The 17,545-nt window shown below is 63.6% G+C and carries 18 protein-coding genes; 15 read left to right on the top strand and 3 right to left on the bottom strand.

The window, feature by feature from the left end; all coding sequences use genetic code 11:
* Positions 1-38: 38 nt before the first annotated feature.
* Entirely contained in the window at positions 39-296 is a 258-nt protein-coding gene (locus JL811_RS08060) for a hypothetical protein (protein WP_202688005.1), read from the bottom strand.
* A gap of 177 nt (positions 297-473) precedes the next feature.
* On the opposite strand from JL811_RS08060, the gene JL811_RS08055 reads away from it, so the two are divergent.
* On the top strand, positions 474-1,061 hold the full coding sequence (locus JL811_RS08055) for a TetR/AcrR family transcriptional regulator (RefSeq protein ID WP_202688004.1): 588 nt from the start codon (positions 474-476) through the stop codon (positions 1,059-1,061).
* A 72-nt stretch (positions 1,062-1,133) separates the two neighbouring features.
* Positions 1,134-2,543 carry a UDP-N-acetylmuramoyl-L-alanine--D-glutamate ligase gene (gene murD / locus JL811_RS08050; RefSeq protein WP_202688003.1) on the top strand — a complete coding sequence of 470 codons (1,410 nt, stop codon included), beginning with the start codon at positions 1,134-1,136 and terminating at the stop codon, positions 2,541-2,543.
* A 42-nt stretch (positions 2,544-2,585) separates the two neighbouring features.
* Here the strand turns inward: murD and JL811_RS08045 are convergent, their stop codons facing one another.
* Positions 2,586-3,314 (bottom strand): hypothetical protein, encoded by a 729-nt coding sequence (locus JL811_RS08045; protein ID WP_202688002.1) that lies wholly within the window; start codon positions 3,312-3,314, stop codon positions 2,586-2,588.
* 282 nt (positions 3,315-3,596) lie between these two features.
* On the opposite strand from JL811_RS08045, the gene JL811_RS08040 reads away from it, so the two are divergent.
* From JL811_RS08040 to JL811_RS08030, 3 genes are read left to right on the top strand one after another with little or no spacing between them, the layout of a single operon-like run.
* Positions 3,597-4,103, top strand: coding sequence for a TRAP transporter small permease subunit (locus JL811_RS08040; RefSeq protein WP_202688001.1), 507 nt, complete (start codon positions 3,597-3,599; stop codon positions 4,101-4,103).
* Entirely contained in the window at positions 4,103-5,425 is a 1,323-nt protein-coding gene (locus JL811_RS08035; RefSeq protein WP_202688000.1) for a TRAP transporter large permease, read from the top strand. Before JL811_RS08040 ends, JL811_RS08035 begins: the two co-directional genes overlap by 1 nt.
* A gap of 58 nt (positions 5,426-5,483) precedes the next feature.
* On the top strand, positions 5,484-6,521 hold the full coding sequence (locus JL811_RS08030) for a TRAP transporter substrate-binding protein (protein ID WP_202687999.1): 1,038 nt from the start codon (positions 5,484-5,486) through the stop codon (positions 6,519-6,521).
* Positions 6,522-6,560: 39 nt separating this feature from the next.
* Here the strand turns inward: JL811_RS08030 and JL811_RS08025 are convergent, their stop codons facing one another.
* Positions 6,561-7,277, bottom strand: coding sequence for a GntR family transcriptional regulator (locus JL811_RS08025; RefSeq protein ID WP_202687998.1), 717 nt, complete (start codon positions 7,275-7,277; stop codon positions 6,561-6,563).
* A 107-nt stretch (positions 7,278-7,384) separates the two neighbouring features.
* Here JL811_RS08025 and uxaC point away from each other — a divergent pair, with 107 nt between their 5' ends.
* The 10 genes from uxaC to JL811_RS07975 all read left to right on the top strand — a co-directional run bounded on the left by uxaC (position 7,385) and on the right by JL811_RS07975 (position 17,533).
* Positions 7,385-8,791, top strand: coding sequence for a glucuronate isomerase (gene uxaC, locus JL811_RS08020; RefSeq protein ID WP_202687997.1), 1,407 nt, complete (start codon positions 7,385-7,387; stop codon positions 8,789-8,791).
* 25 nt (positions 8,792-8,816) lie between these two features.
* Positions 8,817-9,797: a TRAP transporter substrate-binding protein gene (locus JL811_RS08015; RefSeq protein WP_202687996.1), complete on the top strand. Its 981-nt coding sequence runs from the start codon at positions 8,817-8,819 to the stop codon at positions 9,795-9,797.
* Between the two features lie 63 nt (positions 9,798-9,860).
* Entirely contained in the window at positions 9,861-10,382 is a 522-nt protein-coding gene (locus JL811_RS08010) for a TRAP transporter small permease (protein WP_202687995.1), read from the top strand.
* Between the two features lie 3 nt (positions 10,383-10,385).
* A complete protein-coding gene (locus tag JL811_RS08005) occupies positions 10,386-11,666 on the top strand; it encodes a TRAP transporter large permease (RefSeq protein ID WP_202687994.1) in 1,281 nt (426 codons plus the stop codon).
* A 7-nt stretch (positions 11,667-11,673) separates the two neighbouring features.
* Positions 11,674-11,979 carry a cupin domain-containing protein gene (locus tag JL811_RS08000; protein WP_202687993.1) on the top strand — a complete coding sequence of 102 codons (306 nt, stop codon included), beginning with the start codon at positions 11,674-11,676 and terminating at the stop codon, positions 11,977-11,979.
* A gap of 11 nt (positions 11,980-11,990) precedes the next feature.
* Complete coding sequence (gene kduI / locus JL811_RS07995) at positions 11,991-12,815, top strand: 5-dehydro-4-deoxy-D-glucuronate isomerase (RefSeq protein ID WP_202687992.1); 825 nt, start codon at positions 11,991-11,993, stop codon at positions 12,813-12,815.
* On the top strand, positions 12,812-13,531 hold the full coding sequence (gene kduD / locus JL811_RS07990) for a 2-dehydro-3-deoxy-D-gluconate 5-dehydrogenase KduD (RefSeq protein ID WP_202687991.1): 720 nt from the start codon (positions 12,812-12,814) through the stop codon (positions 13,529-13,531). The genes kduI and kduD overlap by 4 nt, the downstream gene beginning before the upstream one ends.
* A complete protein-coding gene (locus JL811_RS07985) occupies positions 13,509-14,903 on the top strand; it encodes a mannitol dehydrogenase family protein (RefSeq protein ID WP_237684901.1) in 1,395 nt (464 codons plus the stop codon). The genes kduD and JL811_RS07985 overlap by 23 nt, the downstream gene beginning before the upstream one ends.
* A complete protein-coding gene (gene uxuA / locus JL811_RS07980) occupies positions 14,900-16,111 on the top strand; it encodes a mannonate dehydratase (protein WP_202687990.1) in 1,212 nt (403 codons plus the stop codon). Before JL811_RS07985 ends, uxuA begins: the two co-directional genes overlap by 4 nt.
* A gap of 222 nt (positions 16,112-16,333) precedes the next feature.
* On the top strand, positions 16,334-17,533 hold the full coding sequence (locus JL811_RS07975) for an efflux RND transporter periplasmic adaptor subunit (RefSeq protein ID WP_202687989.1): 1,200 nt from the start codon (positions 16,334-16,336) through the stop codon (positions 17,531-17,533).
* Positions 17,534-17,545 lie beyond the last annotated feature (12 nt).

Below are 17,545 nucleotides of genomic sequence, written 5' to 3'. Positions count from 1 at the left end.
AACGCGGCCCGGTGCCGCCCCATGCGGCCCCGGGGCTGTCAGTCCTGCGTGACCTCGGTCCGGCGCAGCGCTGCGGCCCGGTTGCGCAGCCGGTCGGCCCGCGCTTCGACCGCGCCGGTGCCGCTCGCACGCGCGCGGGGTGCGGTGTCCAGCGCCAGCAGATCCTCGACCGGGACCAGCACCGGGGCGGGGCCCGGGGCCGCAAGACTGCGCCCATCCTCCCCCAGATCAGGAAACGTGCCGCAGGATGCGGTCATCAGCAGCGCAAGAAGCAGCGATATGGGAAGGTTCGGCATCTGCGGCCCTGCCTGTGACGGTTCGCGCGACCATAGACGCGCGCCACAGCCGGGCGCAAGCGCGGCGGGGTCATGATGTGCGCGGGTGCAGTAAATTCGGGTGCGGTAAATTCGGGCCGCCCACGCCCTGCCTTGCTTGGCTCTTGAACTGAACGCTTGGTCAGATAGAAGCGGACCATGGCACGCAAGACCGGCTCCCATTCCGAAATCACCGGCCCGAAGATCCGCGCGGCGGCGCAGCGGCTTTTCGCGCAGGATGGGTTCGCCGCCGTCTCGATGCGTCGGATCGCCGCCGAGGTGGGGGTGCAGGCCGGCGCGCTCTATCTGTATACGCCCGACAAACAGGCATTGCTGTTTGACATGATGACGGCGCATCTGGGCGAATTGCTGGAGGCCGCCGCCGCCCTGCCTGCGGCCCCCGATCCGGTGGCCCGGCTGGACCGCTTCGCGCGCTTTCATATCGCGCATCATCTGGAGCGGCCCGAGGCGGTGTTCATCGCCTATATGGAATTGCGCAACCTGACGCCCGAGAATTTCGCAGCCGTCGAAGAGATGCGGCGGCGCTATGAGCAGATGCTGCAGGCGATCCTGTCGGACGGTAAGGCGCAGGGGCTGTTCCGCATCGGCGATGCGAAACTGACCACGCTGGCGCTGATTGCGATGATGAACGGTGTCACCACATGGTATCGTGAAGGCGGGCGGCTGTCGCGATCCGAGGTTGCGGCCCATTATGCCGATATGGCGCTGCGCGCGGTCAGGGCCTGACAGGCAGGGGGGCCTTGCACCTATGGGCGGGCTGAACCATCTTGCGGCGCGATCAGACAGAAGGGGAACGGGATGATTCCGGTGCAGGGTGTCGAGGGGCGGACGATTGCCGTGCTGGGTCTGGGCCGGTCCGGCCTTGCAACCGCGCGGGCGCTGGTGGCCGGAGGGGCCAGCGTTGTCGTCTGGGATGACGGGCAGGAGGGCCGCGACCGCGCCACCGCCGAAGGCTACGATCTGCGTGACCTGACCCGCGCCAATGGCCCGTCGGCGGGTTGGACCGGCATCGACATGCTGGTGGTCAGCCCCGGCATCCCGCATCTTTACCCCGCCCCGCATCCGGTGATCGCCCGGGCCATGGCGCTGGGGCTGCCGGTGGACAATGATATCGGGCTGTTCTTCCGGTCACTTGCGACCCGAGACTGGGAGATGCTGGACAATCCGCCCCGGGTGATCGCGGTCACCGGATCGAACGGGAAATCCACCACAACGGCGCTGATCCATCATATCCTTGAGGTGGCAGGCAGACCGGTGCAGATGGCAGGCAATATCGGGCGCGGCGTTCTGGATATCGACCCGCCCGGCGAAGGTGGCGTGGTGGTGCTGGAACTGTCCAGCTATCAGACCGATCTTGCCCGCGCGCTGACGCCCGATATCGCGGTGTTCACCAATCTGTCGCCCGACCATCTGGACCGGCATGGCGGGATGGGCGGCTATTTCGCGGCCAAACGTCGGCTTTTCGCTGAAGGCGGCCCCGACCGCGCCGTGATCGGCGTGGATGAACCCGAAGGCGTGTTTCTGGCCAATCAGACCGGTCAGGGGCCGCTGGATGACCGGGTGATCCGCATTTCGTCCGGGCAGAAGCTGGACGGCTTCGGCTGGTCGGTCTTTGCGCGCAAGGGGCATCTGGCCGAATGGCGCAAGGGGCGGCAGATGGCCTCGGTCGATCTGCGGGGTGTCGCGGGCCTGCCGGGCGCGCATAACCATCAGAATGCCTGCGCCGCATGGGCCGCGACGCGCAGCCTTGGCCTGTCGCCGAAACTGATCGAGGGGGCGCTGCACTCCTTCGCGGGCCTTCCGCATCGTAGCCAGATGCTGCGCGACCGGGCGGGGGTGCGCTTCATCAATGACAGCAAGGCGACCAATACCGACAGTGCCGCCAAGGCGCTGCAGGCCTTTCCCCGCATCCGCTGGATCGCCGGAGGCCTGGGCAAGGAGGGCGGCATTGCCGCATTGGCCCCGCATCTGGGATCGGTCAGCAAGGCCTATCTGATCGGCCATTCGGCCCGCGATTTCGCGGTGCAGATGGGCACCATCCCGCATGAGATCTGCGAAACGATGGAGCGCGCCGTCACCCGCGCCGCCGAAGAGGCCGAGGCGGGTGAGGTGGTGCTGCTGGCCCCGGCGGCGGCAAGTTTCGACCAATATGCCAATTTCGAAAAACGCGGCGAGGATTTCGCCCGTCTGGTCGCCGCCCTGCCCTGAAGCATGGCAACCCTCGGGGGCGACGTCCTGCCGTTCTGGCCCTCAGCCCCCGCAGCGGCCTGCGTCGTGGTAGGCCCCCGGCTTGACGCGACAGTTGCCAAGGATCGGGTTTCCGTCCGGATCCAGCGCCAGTTCCCGCTCCGCCTCGGTCACGTCGAGACAATAGGCGATCTCGCGCATCCGCTTCGCCATGGCAGCGAAATTGCCGCGAAGGTCCTCCAGCGGCTCGGGAGAGTAGATCCGGGCATGAAGGAAGATCATGTTATCAGGTGGGTATGCAACGGTAAGGAAGCATACACTTAATTCGTCAAGGCGACCCGTCCGGGTGCCGCATCTGATTGAATAGGGTTCTGCCGGATCGTCGGGCACGAACATATAGGAACGTCCTGAACCACCCGGTTCTGATGCCATTGTGTCGTAGCCGTCGAAGATGAACCGATCCGGTATGCCTTCACGAGACCTGTGCAGGTCTCCTGGCCCGGGAAAGGCCCACAAGAAGTCCGCCGGCACCCAAGTCTGCTGAATATGGAACACGATGCCATCAAGGATCGGGTCGTTGCCGATGAGGTCGCGCAACCATGGAACACGGTTCAGAGGGATGAAATCAGATGATCTTGGCAGTCTGGTCGCGTTCATGCGCAGATCGAAGATGCGATTGCTGATCCGAACGAGGTTCGGGTCATCCTTTGATTGCGGATCAGCCTGAACCGGGGCGGTCAGGGCCGCGAGAAGGGCAAGAGAACAAAGCAACAGGGAAACGCGTCCGGGCATGTCTGATCCGCATCAAAGGGGGCTTGTTCCGCCACCAGACCCGCCGAAGCAGGCAAAATTTGGGCGCGGGGGCCCGTTCAATGGCCGAAACCGCGCCGCAGCCATGACCGGGCCGTGGTGGGCCGGGCAAACCGGGCCTTCGTTGAGCCTCTGCCTGCCCGATCCCGCCACCGTCACCCCCCGCCCTGCGGGGAAACACAGCCCCCCTGCCATTCAACACTTGCCATGCGGGGGGGATGAAGGTCATCCTGCGCGGGAATTTTCCTTTGGAATACAGCACAGATGCCAGCCTTCCTGATCGCCTATGTGCGGATCGTCGAAAAGTTCAACGAAAAGGTCGGACGCATTGCGATGTATCTGCTTTTCGCGCTGATGGGGGTCATGCTCTGGGGGGCATTCGCGCGCAGCGCGTGGCATCCGCAGGTCTGGACCGATGAGATGGGGCAGTTCCTGCTCGCGGGCTATTTCATGCTGGGCGGGGCCTATGCGCTGCAACTGGGATCGGCGGTGCGGATGGATGTCTTCTATTCGCAATGGTCCGACCGCACCCGCGCCATGGTTGACGCGGTCACGATCTTCGCGCTGCTGTGTTATCTGGCGGTGCTGCTTTGGGGGGGCGTGGAAAGCACGCAATACGCCCTGCAATATGGCGAACGGCGATCCGGCCTCTGGCGGCCCTATATGGCGCCGGTCAAGATCGTGATGTGTATCGGCATCCTGATGATGCTGCTGCAATGCAGCTGTTTTCTGATCCGTGATATCGCAAGGCTCAGGGGGCGCGAAATCTGATGTCTTATGAGATGATCGCGCTTTTGATGTTCGGCTCGATGCTGGTCATGCTGATGACCGGGCAGCGCATGTTCGGGGTGATCGGCTTTGTCGCGGTGGTGGCGGCGCTGCTGCTTTGGGGGGATCGCGGCGGCTATGACCTTGCCTTTGCCCAGACGCTGAAGGTCATCAACTGGTTTCCGCTGCTGACCCTGCCGATGTTCATCTTCATGGGCTATGTGCTCAGCGAAAGCCGCCTTGCCGATGATCTGTACCGCATGTTCCATGTCTGGTTCGGCCGGGTTCCGGGCGGTCTGGCCATCGGCACGATCCTGTTGATGGTGCTGGTTTCGGCGATGAACGGGCTGTCGGTGGCGGGCATGGCCATCGGGGCGACCATCGCCCTGCCCGAGCTTTTGAAACGCAATTACGACAAGCGCATGGTGACAGGGGTCATTCAGGCGGGGTCATCGCTGGGCATCCTCGTGCCGCCCTCGGTCGTGCTGGTGCTTTATGCGCTGATCGCGCGGCAATCGGTGCAGGATCTGTGGCTGGCGGGCATCCTGCCGGGGCTGATGATGGCGGCGATGTTCGTTCTCTATATCTGGCTGCGCTGCAGGCTTAACCCCGCGCTTGGCCCTGCCCTGCCCAAGGCCGAGCTTGCGGCCGTCCCCCGGGCCGAGAAATACCGGCTGCTGCTGGCCGGAATGCTGCCCTTCGGCATCTTCCTTGCGATGATGGTGCCATTCGTTCTGGGCTATACGCGGCTCGTGGAAAGTTCGGTCATCGGGGCGGTCGCCTCGGTGCTGGTGGCGGTGGCCAAGGGGCGCATGACACGGGAGGTGTTTGAGACCGCGACCCGGCAGACGCTGGCAATCTCCTGCATGTTTCTGTGGATCATTCTTGCAGCACTGGCCTTCGGTGCGGTGTTTGACGGGCTGCGCGCGGTCGATGCAATCAAGAACCTGTTTCTGGACAATCTGGGGCTGGGCCGCTGGGAGGTGCTGATCCTGATGCAGATCAGCTTCATCCTGATGGGCACCTTTCTGGATGATACCGCGATGCTGGTGATCGTGGCGCCGCTTTATGTGCCGCTGGTGCGGATCCTCGAATTCGATCTGGTCTGGTATGGGGTGCTTTACACGATGACCTGCCAGATCGCCTATATGACGCCGCCTTTCGGCTATAACCTGTTCCTCATGCGGGCCATGGCCCCCCCCGAGGTCAGCCTTGCCGATATCTACCGGTCCATCATCCCCTTTGTCGCCGTCATGGTGCTGGCCCTGGCCGTCGTGATGATCTTCCCCCAGATCGCGCTCTGGCTGCCCGGGGTGATGCGCTGACCAATCCGACAGGCGGGCCAACCGCCGTGATATCCACCCGACCAACAAGGAGACTGTGATGACCACCAGAAGAAAATTCCTGACCACCGGCGCGCTGGCTGCTGGCGCCTCCACCCTTGCCGCCCCGGCCGTTCTGGGCCAGACCCCGATCCGCTGGCGCCTGCAGACCTATGCGGGGGCGGCGCTTGGTGCCGAGGTGGTGAAACCCGCCATCGACAAGTTCAACGCCATCGCAGCGGGCCAGATGGAGATCGAGCTTTACTATGCCGATCAGCTGGTTCCCACGGGGGAGCTGTTCCAGTCGATGCAGCGCGGCACCATCGACGCGGTGCAGTCGGATGATGACAGCATGGCCTCGCCGACCGAAGTGACGGTTTTCGGCGGCTATTTCCCCTTTGCCAGCCGCTACAGCCTTGATGTGCCGGTATTGTTCAACCAATGGGGCCTGAATGAGATCTGGGATGAAGAATATTCCAAGGTCGGCGTGAAACATATCTCGGCGGGCGCTTGGGATCCGTGCCATTTCTCGACCAAGGATCCGATCAACAGCCTTGCCGATCTGCAGGGCAAGCGGGTTTTCACCTTCCCCACCGCCGGGCGGTTCCTATCGCAATTCGGCGTGGTTCCCGTCACCCTGCCCTGGGAGGATATCGAGGTCGCCGTGCAGACGGGCGAGTTGGACGGCATCGCATGGTCGGGCATCACCGAGGTCTATACGGTCGGCTGGTCGAACGTGACCAACTATTTCCTGACCAACAACATCTCGGGCGCGTGGATCGGGCATTTCTTTGCCAATATGGACCGCTGGAACGAACTTCCCGACAATCTCAAGCAGTTGATGCAGGTCTGTTTCGAACAGTCGCACTACTACCGCCAGCACTGGTATTGGGGTGGTGAGGCGAAGCTGCGCACCGAGGGGCCGAAGCTGCAACTGACCACGATCCCCGATGCCGAATGGGCGCAGGTCGAGGCGGCGGCGCGGGTCTTCTGGGATGAGATCGCGGCGGAATCCGAGGTCAAGGCCCGGGTGGTCGAGATCTTCAAGGCCTATAACGACCAGATGGAAAAGGCAGGCCGCCCCTATCGTTACGGCTGATGCCAGTGCCCCTCGCGGCCCATGGGTCGCGGGGGATATCTACCAACCCGAGGGGTCAAGCTCCTCGGGCACGAAATAGGGCAGATTATCCGCCCGGATCCGCAGGATCTGCGTCTTGATCCGGCTCAGATGGTCACGCATCGCGGCCATGGTGGCCGCCGCGTCACGGCTGCGCATCGCCGCCATCACCCGAAGATGATCGCCAAAGGCATCGGGTGCTGCAAAGGCAAGCGACAAAAGCCGCACGCGGTCGGTCTGCATCTTGTGTTCAAGGATCGTCGTCCAGACATGGCCCCGGCCGATCCGCTCGCAGATGCCGCGATGGAAGGCGTCGTCCAGCAGATGGAACTGCGCGCGATCCCCGGCCTCGACCGCCGCGCGCTGTTCGTCAAGCAAAGCCTCAAGCGCCTGCATATCGGCCTCGGTCAGATGCGCGCAGGCAAGGCGCACGGTTTCGGCCTCGATGGCCGCGCGGATGAAGCGCGCGCGCATCACCGCCGCCGGGTCGATCAGTGAGATTATCGTCGCCCGTTGCGGGCGGATGGTCAGAAACCCCTGTTTCGACAGGCGGAAAAACGCATCGCGCACGGGCTGGCGTGACACGCCCATCTGGCCCGCCACTTCCACCTCGGAGATCTTCGCGCCGGGCGGCAGTTTCAGGTCCACGATCTCGGCCAGCAGCGTCTCATAGACCTGATCCGTGACGGAAGGACGCGACGCGGTGTCAATTTCCGGCAGGTGCAGAAGGTCGCTCATTCCGGCTCCGTTGACAGCTTCGGCATACTAGCATATTAGTTTAATAGCCTAACACCAAGTCGGGCCGGATGACAAAGACTTTCGCCCCGGGGGGAGGCAGAACCGATATGGCACCACTCGATCCTGATCGCCTGTTACCGCTTGAAGGCCGCGCGCGTGACCTTGCCCGCAGTCTTTATGAGGGCGTGAAGGATCTGCCCATCATCAGCCCCCATGGCCATACCGATCCGCGCTGGTATGCCGAGGATGCGGCCTTTCCCGACCCTTCGCAGCTTTTCGTGACGCCGGATCACTATGTCTTCCGCATGCTGCACAGTCAGGGCATCGCGCTGGAAAGCCTTGGCGTCCCGCGCGCCGATGGTGGTGAGGTTGAAACCGACGGGCGGGCAATCTGGCGGATCTTCGCCGCGAATGCCCATCTGTTCCGGGGCACGCCCTCGCGGCTCTGGCTTGATCATGCCTTTCAGCAGGTGCTGGGGCTTTCAACCCCGATCACGGCGGCCACAGCCGATGAAACCTATGACTTCATTGCCGAAAAGCTGAGCCAACCCGAATTCCGCCCCCGGGCGCTGTATGAGCGGTTCAACATCGAGGTGATCTCAACCACCGATTCCGCGCTGGATGATCTGCGCTGGCACCGGATGATCCGCGAAAGCGGCTGGAAGGGGCGCGTTGTTCCGGCCTATCGCCCCGATGCGGTGACCGATCCCGATTTCGCGGGCTTTGCCGCCAGTATCGCGCAACTGGGTGAGATTTCGGGCGAGGATACTACGACATGGGAGGGCTATCTGAACGCCCACCGGTCGCGGCGCGCCTATTTCAAGACCTTCGGCGCGACCTCGACCGATCACGGCCACCCCACCGCCCGGACCGAGGATCTGGCCCCCAAGGATGCGGCGGCACTCTATCAGAAGGTGATCGCAGGCAAGGCCAGTGCCGAGGAGCGCGATGCCTTCCGGGGCCAGATGCTGACAGAAATGGCAAGGATGAGCTGTGAGGACGGGCTGGTGATGCAGATCCACCCCGGATCGTTCCGCAACCATTCCGACCGGGTCATGGGCATGTTCGGGCGCGACAAGGGCTTCGATATCCCGACCCGCACCGATTATGTCCGCGCGCTGCGCCCGCTCCTGAATGCCGTGGGCCATGATCCGCGGCTTTCCGTCATCCTGTTCACACTGGACGAAACCACGCTGTCGCGCGAACTCGCGCCCTTGGCCGGGGTCTATCCCTGTCTGAAACTGGGCCCGGCATGGTGGTTCTTTGACAGCGCCGAAGGGATGCGCCGTTTCCGCGAGGCCACCACGGAAACGGCGGGTTTCTATAATACCGTGGGGTTCAACGACGATACCCGCGCCTATCTTTCGATCCCCGCCCGGCATGATGTCGCCCGGCGTGTGGATTGCGCCTATCTTGCCACGCTTTGCGCCAGCGGAAGACTGGATGAGGCGGAGGCATCCGAGGTCGCCCATGACCTGACCTATCGCCTGGTAAAACAGGCTTATCGGCTTTGAAAGCCAAAAAACGGGAGGAAAGACAATGACCTATATGAAAACGCTCAGTGCGGCGCTGATGGCCTCGGCGGCCATGGCCACGGCGGCTGCGGCCTGTGAGGTGACGCTGCGTTCGGCCGATACCCATCCCGACGGATATCCCACCATCGAGGCCGTCAAATATATGGGTGAACTGATCCAGGAACGCACCGACGGGCGGATCTGCATCGAGGTGTTCCATTCGGCCCAGCTGGGCGAAGAGCGCGACACGATCGAACAGACCCGTTTCGGCGTCATCGACATGACGCGCGTTTCCATGGGCCCCTTCAACAACCTGATCGAGGAAACCAAGGTCGTCTCGCTGCCCTATATCTTCCGCTCGGTCGCGCATATGAACACGGTCATGGACGGCCCCATCGGTGAGCAGATCCTTGCGGCCTTTGAACCGCATGATCTGATCGGTCTGGCCTATTACGACGCGGGCGCGCGCAGCTTCTACAACAGCCAGCGCCCGATCACCTCGCTGGCGGATCTCAAGGATATGAAGGTGCGCGTCATGCAATCCGACATCTTCGTGGACATGATGGACGCGCTTGGCGCATCCGCCACCCCCCTGCCCTATGGTGAGGTCTATTCCTCGATCCAGACCGGCGTGATCGACGGGGCCGAGAACAACCCGCCCTCGTTTGAATCCTCGGGCCATTTCGAGGTTGCGAAATACTACACGCTGGACGAACACCTGATCGTCCCCGAGGCGCTGGTCATGTCCAAGACCAGCTTCGACAAGCTTTCGGCCGAGGATCAGGAGATCGTGCGTCAGGCCGCCAAGGAATCGGTGCCCCACATGCGCGCCCTCTGGGCCGAGCGTGAAAAGGCCTCGACCGAAAAGGTGCTGGCTGCCGGGGCAGAGATCATCACCGATATCGACAAGACCCCCTTCATCGAGGCCATGGTGCCGGTTTATGAAAAGCATGTGACCACCGATGTACTGCGGGATCTGGTCGAGCGGATTCAGGCGACCGAGTAACCGCATTAACGGGCGGCCCGGGGTTCCGGGCCGCCCTTTCTCCATCGTATCGGGGGCAAGTCCATGCAGGACGGGTTGAAGGTCCTTGCGCGCCTGTTCGGCGTGCTGGCGCGTATCACGCTTTATATTTCCGGCACCTGCCTGATCCTGATGACCGCTGTTGTCGCGGCGCAGGTCTTCATGCGCTATGTGATCGGATCCTCCATCGTCTGGTCCGAACCGCTGGCGGTGCAGTTCATGGGCTGGTTCATCCTTCTGGGCGCCGCTGTCGGCACGCGCGAGGGGTATCACCTGTCCTTTGACGTGCTTCTGATGTTCCTGCCGCAGGGCGTGGTGCGCTTTCTGCATTCAGTTTCGGATCTTGTCGTCGGCGCCTTCGGGGCCGGGATGTTCTGGTTCGGGCTGGAGCTTGCCCGACGGACATGGAGCTCAAAAATGCCGACGCTGGGCCTGCCGGATGGCACGAATTTCCTGCCGCTTGTTCTGGGCGGACTTCTGGTTGTTCTGTTCTCGGGTGAGCGGCTCTTGCGCCGCGCCGCCGGAATGCAGACGGCGCGCTTTGGCGAAGACATGGTCGAGGACTGATCCTTGGAACTCTATATTCTTTTCGGAACCTTCGTGTTCCTGCTGCTGATCGGCACCCCGGTTGCCTTTTGCCTTGGCATTTCCAGCTTTGCTACGGTGCTTTACATGGGCCTGCCGCCGCTTGTGGTGTTCCAGCGGCTGAATTCCGGCATTTCGGTCTTTGCGCTGATGGCGATCCCCTTCTTCATCTATGCGGGCGATCTGATGGTGCGCGGCGATATCGCGCGACGGCTGGTGGCACTGGCGGGCGCGCTGGTCGGGCATCTGCGCGGCGGGCTGGGGCAGGTGAATATCCTGGCCTCGGTCATGTTCGGCGGGATTTCGGGATCGGCGGCGGCAGATGCCTCGGCGGTCGGCGGCATCATGGTGCCGCAGATGAAGGCCAAGGGCTATGCTGCGGATTACGCGGTCAATATCACCGTGACCTCCTCGATCATCGCGATCATGCTGCCGCCGTCGCATAATATGATCATCTATTCGATTTCGGCGGGCGGGCGACTGTCCATTGCCGATCTGTTCACGGCCGGCATCATCCCCGGTTTCATGCTGGCCATCGCGCTGATGATCGTGGCTTGGTTCGTGGCGCGTGAACGCGGCTATCCGACTGAACCCTTCCCAGGGATGCGGATGATCGGCGCGCTGCTGGTCTCGGCCATTCCAGGGCTGATCCTGATCGGGATCATCTTCGGGGGTGTGCGATCAGGCGTGTTCACCGCCTCGGAAAGCTCGAATATCGCGGTGATCTATGCGCTGCTGGTCACGGTCTTTGTCTACCGCTCACTGCCATGGAAGGAATTCGTGGCCGCCACGCTGGGCGCCGTGCGCACCACGGCGATGGTTCTGCTGGTCATCGGCTGTGCGGCGGCCTTCGGCTGGCTTCTGGCCTATTTCAAGGTGCCCACCAGCATCGTGGCCTTCATGCAGACGGTGTCAGACAATCCGATCCTGATCCTCTTGATGATCAATATCGCGCTGCTGCTGCTGGGCACCTTCATGGATATGGCACCGCTGATCGTGATCGTCACGCCGATCTTTCTGCCGATTGCGCAGGCCTTCGGCGTCGATCCGGTGCATTTCGGGGTGATCATGGTTCTCAATCTGGGGATCGGGCTTTGCACCCCGCCGGTGGGCGCGGTGCTGTTTGTCGGCTGCGCGGTCGGGCGCATTCCGATCTGGGAGGCCGTCCGCACGATCTGGCCCTTCTATTTCGCCTCGCTGGTGGTGCTGCTGCTGGTGACCTATATCCCGGCGCTGTCGCTGTGGCTGCCCTCCCTGTTCAAGTGAGAAAGACATGACCTATCCCACCGTTCCAACCGATCCCGGCGTGACCCGTCAGGTGCTGGCCGAGGACCCGGCGCTGATGCTGGTCGCCTTCCGGTTTGAAACCGGGGCCGAGGGCAAATTGCACAGCCATGCGCATGTGCAATCGACCTTCGTTCGTTCGGGGCGGTTCAGCTTCACCATAGGGGAGGAAGTGCATGAAATCGGCCCCGGTGATAGTGTGATGATCCCCTCGGGGGTGACGCATGGCTGCCGTTGCCTGCTTTCGGGGGAACTGATCGACAGCTTTTCGCCCCGCCGCGACGATTTTCTCTGAAAGGCCCTGCCATGCTGACCGTTGAAACCCGCCATGCCGTCCATCCGGCGGCTGCAAAAGCCATGGATACCGCAGCACTGCGCCAGAATTTTCTGGGCAGCGGCCTGTTCCAGAGCGGTGAGATCCGGCTGATCTATACCCATTACGACAGGATGGTGGTGGGTGGCGTGGTGCCGGGCGACACGCCGCTGACGCTGGACCATGTGGCCGAGGCGGGAACCGCCAGTTTTCTGGACCGGCGCGAGTTGGGCGTGGTCAATATCGGCGGGCCCGGCCGCGTCAGCGCTGACGGCACGGCGCATGAGATGGCACGCGGCGATGTGCTGTATCTTCCGATGGGATCGGGGCCGGTGACCTTTGCGGGGGATGGACGGTTTTTCCTGGCCTCCGCCCCCGCCCATGCCACCCATTCCGCGCGGCTGATCCCGCTGGCCGAGGCCAAGACCCTGAACCTTGGCGCGGCCGAGACCGCGAACAAGCGGCGGATCAACCAGTTCATCCATCCGCTTGTGATGCCCTCATGCCAGCTTGTTCTGGGCTATACGCAGTTCGAGGCGGGTTCGGTCTGGAACACGATGCCCTGCCACACGCATGACCGGCGGATGGAGGCCTATCTTTATTTCGACATGAAGCCTGAAACCCGCATCCTGCATCTGATGGGCGAACCGTCGGAAACCCGCCATCTGGTCGTCGCCAATGAAGAGGCCGCGATCTCGCCGCCATGGTCGATTCATTCGGGCTGTGGCACGGGGGAATACAGTTTCATCTGGTGCATGGCGGGCGACAATGTCGATTACACCGATATGGACATGGTCGCGATGGAGGATCTGAGATGAGTGCCCTGACCGGAAAGCGCGCCCTTGTCACCGGGGCGAATGCCGGGATCGGGCAGGCGATTGCTGTGGCACTGTCGCAGGCGGGGGCAGACGTGATCTGCGCGGGCCGGTCGTCCAGCGCCGAGACGGTCGCGCTGACCGGCGGCACCGAACTGCGCCTTGATTTCGCCGATGCGATGGCCGCGCGGGATGCGTTTTCGGGTGATCCGGTCGATATCCTTGTCAACAATGCCGGCATCATCCGGCGGGCGGACGCAGTCGATTTCACCGAATCCGACTGGGATGATGTGATGGATACCAATCTCAAGGCGCTGTTCTTTACCTCACAGGCCTTTGCCAGGGCGGTGATGGCGCGTGGCGCAACCGGCAAGATTGTCAATATCGCCTCGCTTCTGTCCTTTCAGGGTGGCATCCGTGTGCCCTCCTATACCGCGTCAAAGCATGGTGTTGCGGGGCTGACGAAGATTCTGGCGAATGAATGGGCCGCCAGGGGGATCAATGTGAACGCCATCGCCCCCGGCTATATCGCCACCGCCAATACAGAGGCGCTGCGCGCCGATCCCGAGCGCAGCAAGGCCATTCTGGACCGTATTCCGGCAGGCCGCTGGGGCCGCCCCGAGGATATTGCCGGAACAGCCGTGTTCCTGTCCTCACCCGCCGCCGATTACATCCATGGCGCGGTTCTCAATGTCGATGGAGGCTGGCTTGCCCGTTGAACGCCCGAAACCCGGTATCATCCATCTTGGACTTGGCGCGTTTTTCCGCGCGCATGGGGCGGCCTATGTGGCCCGTGCTATGGAAGTGTCGGGCGGTGACTGGGGCATCATCGGCGTGTCGCTGCAATCGCCGGGCACACGCGATGCGCTGGCGCCGCAGGGCTTTGCCTATACCGCCGTGGAGCAGGGCCCCGAGGGCGAAACGCCGCGCCGTCTGACCGTTCTGCAGGATGTGCTGGTCGCGCCTGAGGATCCGCAGGCGGTGCTTGAGGCGATGGCCGATCCCGGCATCCGGATCGTGTCGCTGACGGTCACGGAAAAGGGCTATTGCCACAATCCGGCAACCGGCGCGCTGAACCCCGATCATCCCGATATCCGGCATGATCTGTCCCATGCCCTGCCCCGCTCGGCCCCCGGCTATCTGGTGCGGGCGCTGCAACTGCGCCGCAATCGCGGGCTTGCCCCCTTCACCGCGATGACCTGCGACAACCTTCCGCAGAATGGCCGGGTTCTGCGGGGCGTGGTGCTGGAGCTTGCCCGACGCATCGACCCGGATCTGGCCGACTGGATCGGGGCCTTGGGGCGTTTTCCGTCCACGATGGTTGACCGCATCGTGCCTGCCACCAAGCCCGAGGATATCGCCCGCCTTGCCGCCATGGGCATCACCGATGCTGCCCCCGTCATGCATGAGCCGTTCGGCCAATGGGTGATCGAGGATGATTTCGTCAGCGGCGAACGCCCTGATCTTGCTGCCGCTGGCGCGGAACTGGTGACCGATGTAACGGCCTATGAGCATATGAAGCTGCGCATGCTCAACGGCACCCATTCGACGCTGGCCTATCTGGGCTATCTTGCCGGTCATGAAACCATTGCCGATTGCGCCGCCGATCCGGTTTTCGCGGCTTTCGTCAAGGCGCTGTGGCGGCGCGAGATCATTCCGGCCCTGACCCCGCCGCCGGGCGTGGACCTGACCGACTATGCCGATCAGTTGTTCGCGCGCTATTCCAATCCTGCGATCCGGCACCGGACATGGCAGATCGCCATGGATGGCAGCCAGAAACTGCCGCAGCGGATCCTGTCGACATGGGCCGAGAACCATGCGGTGGGGCGGCAAAGCCCGGGGCTGACGTTGGCGATTGCGGGCTGGATGCATTACATTTCGGGCAAGGGCGTGGACGGTCAGCCGATCGACGTGCGCGACCCGATGGCCGCCGAACTGGCCGCCCGCGCGCCGGACGGGCCTGCCGCCCTGCTGGCGCTGCCCGCGATCTTTCCCGAATCCGTGGCCAAGGACCTGGCCGCCCCCGTCACCGCCGCCCATGCACGGCTTGCTACGCATGGCGTGCGCGCATCTCTGGAGGATCTGACATGATCGAAAGCTGGCGCTGGTATGGACCCTTCGACAAGATCACCCTGCCCGAGATCGCCCAGACCGGGGCCAGCGGCATTGTCACCGCGCTGCATGAAATCCCTTATGGTGAGGTCTGGCCGGTTGAAACCATCGCCGCGCGCAAGCGCCAGATCGAAGAGGCCGGGTTTGACTGGGTCGTAGTCGAAAGCCTGCCGATCCATGAGGATGTGAAGCGCGGCGCGGGTGATCTGGACCGGATCTTTGCCAATTACCGCCAGTCGCTGGCCAATCTGGCGGCCAATGGCATCCATACGATCTGCTATAATTTCATGCCGCTTCTGGACTGGACACGCACCGATCTGGCCGCCCCGGTGGCACGCGGCGGCACCTGCCTGCGCTTTTCCGCGCCCCGGATGGCCGCGTTCGAGATCCATATGCTGGGCCGGACCGAGGCCGAGGCCGATTACCTGCCCGAAGTGGTGCAGCAGGCCGCGATCTGGTTCCAGCGCGCGACCGAGGCGGATCGTGAGACGCTGCTGAACTCGATCATGGCGGGCCTGCCGGGGGCCTATGACCGCTATGACGTGCCCGCGCTGCGCGAGGCGCTGAAAACCTATGACGGCATCGGGCAGGACGATCTGCGCGCCCATTACGCCCGCTTCCTGCAAGAAGTCGTGCCCGCCGCCGAGGATCTGGGCATGCGGCTGTGCGTGCATCCCGATGATCCGCCGCGCGATATTCTGGGCCTGCCGCGCATCGTGTCGGATGCCGATGACATTGCCTTCATCCTTGGCGCGGTGGACAGCCCGGCCAACGGTTTGACGCTGTGTTCCGGCTCGCTTGGGGCCAACCCCGCCAATGACGTGCCCGCCATCGCACGCCGTTTTGCGGACCGCATCCATTTCGCGCATCTGCGCAATGTCCGCAAAGACCCCGATGGCAGCTTTGAGGAGGCCGCACATCTGGAAGGCGATACCGATATGGTCGATCTGATCGCCGCACTTCTGGAGGAAGAGGCGCGGCGCAGGCAGACCGGCCGCGCCGATGCGGTGATCCCCTTTCGCCCCGATCATGGCCATGATCTGCTGAGCGATGCGGAACGCGGCACCCATCCCGGCTATCCGCTGATCGGGCGGCTGCGGGGGCTGGCCGAACTGCGCGGCGTTGCCCGGGCCCTGTCTTCTGGGGCCTTGTCTTCGGGGGCGCTGTCATCGCGGGCAACGGCCTGATCCCTGCCGAAATGAATGGCATCCCTGCGGATGCAGGCCCGTTGTTCACGGCAATTTTACGGGACAGGCCGTGCTTTCGTTGCATTTGACACCGACAACGCGCATCGTCCCGCCGAATACGGCTTAAAGTGTCCCGCCGAATACGAAAATACTGACGATCACGCGACGGAAAGCGGCCCCCCGGACGTTCGGGGGTTATGCGACGCAGCAGAAAGGACGTTCATGGGCTGGCTGAAACAGGTGCCCCTGCTCTTGCTGGTTCTGGTCGGGGCGCTCTGGCTCTGGCTTGCCTATGTTCCCTCGGCCCGCCCGATGCTGGAAGGCTGGGGCGTCGTCTCGCGGCTTGAAAGCTGGGGCATCCCCCTGCCCGAGGCCGAAACCGAACCCGCCGCCTCGGCCTTGGCCGCTGCGCCAAATCCGCAGGGCGCGGCCGGGGGCGGCGTCATGGTGCTGGCCGAACGGCCCGGCATCGGCATCGCCAATGACCGCGTCACCGCCATCGGAACCGGACAGGCCGCGCGTTCGGTTGCTGTGTCCGCCCCGGTGTCGGGCCGCATTGCCGAGGTGCATGTCAGTTCGGGTCAGCGCGTGCAGGAGGGCGATCTGATCGTGCGGCTGGAAAACGAAGCCGAGACCATTGCGGTAGAACGCGCGCAACTGGTGCTGGAGGATGAGACCGCCCGCCGCGCCCGCGTTACGCGCCTGCAGGGATCGGGCGTCGCCACAGAATTGCAGATCACCGAGGCGGAACTGGCCCTGCGGCAGGCGACCCTTGCCTTGCGGCAGGCCGAGTTTGAATTGTCGCGCCGCGATATTCTTGCGCCCATCGGCGGCTGGGTCGGTATTCTGCGCGCCGAACCGGGCCAGCAGCTTGCCGCCGCGACGGCGGTGACCCGGATAGATGATCGCAGCAGCATCCTTGTCGATTTCCGCATTCCCGAACGCTTTGTCGGACAGATCGCCGTGGGGGATCAGATCAGCGCCCGCCCACTGGCCATGCGCGACGGTGCGCTGACCGGCGAAGTCACCGCCATCGACAACAGTGTGGACGAAACCAGCCGCACCCTGCTGATCGAGGCGCGGCTTAAGAACTCCGAAGACCGGCTGCGCGCGGGTATGGCGTTTGAGATCGCGCTTTCGCTGGCGGGTGAGCGGTATTTCTCGATCAATCCGCTGTCGGTGCAATGGGGCTCGGACGGTGCTTTCGTCTGGCAGGTGCAGGAGGGCAAGGCAGGCCGCGTGCCGATCCGCATCATGCAGCGCTCTGCCGATGCGGTTCTGGTCGAGGCCGAACTTGACCCCGAAGGCCCCGTCGTGACCGAAGGCGTGCAGGCATTGCGGCCGGGGATCGCGGTCAACATCCGCCCCGAGGGCGAAACCGCAGATCGCGCGGCACCATCGCCCGCTGCGACGCGCGGCTGACCGGGGGGGCGA

This window comes from Szabonella alba (assembly GCF_016765775.1).
GTDB lineage: Bacteria > Pseudomonadota > Alphaproteobacteria > Rhodobacterales > Rhodobacteraceae > Szabonella > Szabonella alba.
Note: the sequence above shows the minus strand (reverse complement) of the source record. Positions and strands in the feature narration are given on the sequence as shown.

What these genes read in the sequence shown, in the direction of transcription:
- JL811_RS08000 (WP_202687993.1), top strand. Translation starts at nt 11,674, where the DNA reads ATGACCTATCCCACCGTTCCAACCGATCCCGGCGTGACCCGTCAGGTG.
- JL811_RS08030 (WP_202687999.1), top strand. Translation starts at nt 5,484, where the DNA reads ATGACCACCAGAAGAAAATTCCTGACCACCGGCGCGCTGGCTGCTGGC.
- JL811_RS07975 (WP_202687989.1), top strand. Translation starts at nt 16,334, where the DNA reads ATGGGCTGGCTGAAACAGGTGCCCCTGCTCTTGCTGGTTCTGGTCGGG.
- JL811_RS08040 (WP_202688001.1), top strand. Translation starts at nt 3,597, where the DNA reads ATGCCAGCCTTCCTGATCGCCTATGTGCGGATCGTCGAAAAGTTCAAC.
- uxaC (WP_202687997.1), top strand. Translation starts at nt 7,385, where the DNA reads ATGGCACCACTCGATCCTGATCGCCTGTTACCGCTTGAAGGCCGCGCG.
- kduD (WP_202687991.1), top strand. Translation starts at nt 12,812, where the DNA reads ATGAGTGCCCTGACCGGAAAGCGCGCCCTTGTCACCGGGGCGAATGCC.
- JL811_RS08045 (WP_202688002.1), bottom strand. Translation starts at nt 3,314, where the DNA reads ATGCCCGGACGCGTTTCCCTGTTGCTTTGTTCTCTTGCCCTTCTCGCG.
- kduI (WP_202687992.1), top strand. Translation starts at nt 11,991, where the DNA reads ATGCTGACCGTTGAAACCCGCCATGCCGTCCATCCGGCGGCTGCAAAA.
- JL811_RS08010 (WP_202687995.1), top strand. Translation starts at nt 9,861, where the DNA reads ATGCAGGACGGGTTGAAGGTCCTTGCGCGCCTGTTCGGCGTGCTGGCG.
- JL811_RS08025 (WP_202687998.1), bottom strand. Translation starts at nt 7,277, where the DNA reads ATGAGCGACCTTCTGCACCTGCCGGAAATTGACACCGCGTCGCGTCCT.
- uxuA (WP_202687990.1), top strand. Translation starts at nt 14,900, where the DNA reads ATGATCGAAAGCTGGCGCTGGTATGGACCCTTCGACAAGATCACCCTG.
- JL811_RS08055 (WP_202688004.1), top strand. Translation starts at nt 474, where the DNA reads ATGGCACGCAAGACCGGCTCCCATTCCGAAATCACCGGCCCGAAGATC.
- JL811_RS08015 (WP_202687996.1), top strand. Translation starts at nt 8,817, where the DNA reads ATGACCTATATGAAAACGCTCAGTGCGGCGCTGATGGCCTCGGCGGCC.
- murD (WP_202688003.1), top strand. Translation starts at nt 1,134, where the DNA reads ATGATTCCGGTGCAGGGTGTCGAGGGGCGGACGATTGCCGTGCTGGGT.
- JL811_RS08060 (WP_202688005.1), bottom strand. Translation starts at nt 296, where the DNA reads ATGCCGAACCTTCCCATATCGCTGCTTCTTGCGCTGCTGATGACCGCA.
- JL811_RS07985 (WP_237684901.1), top strand. Translation starts at nt 13,509, where the DNA reads ATGGAGGCTGGCTTGCCCGTTGAACGCCCGAAACCCGGTATCATCCAT.
- JL811_RS08035 (WP_202688000.1), top strand. Translation starts at nt 4,103, where the DNA reads ATGTCTTATGAGATGATCGCGCTTTTGATGTTCGGCTCGATGCTGGTC.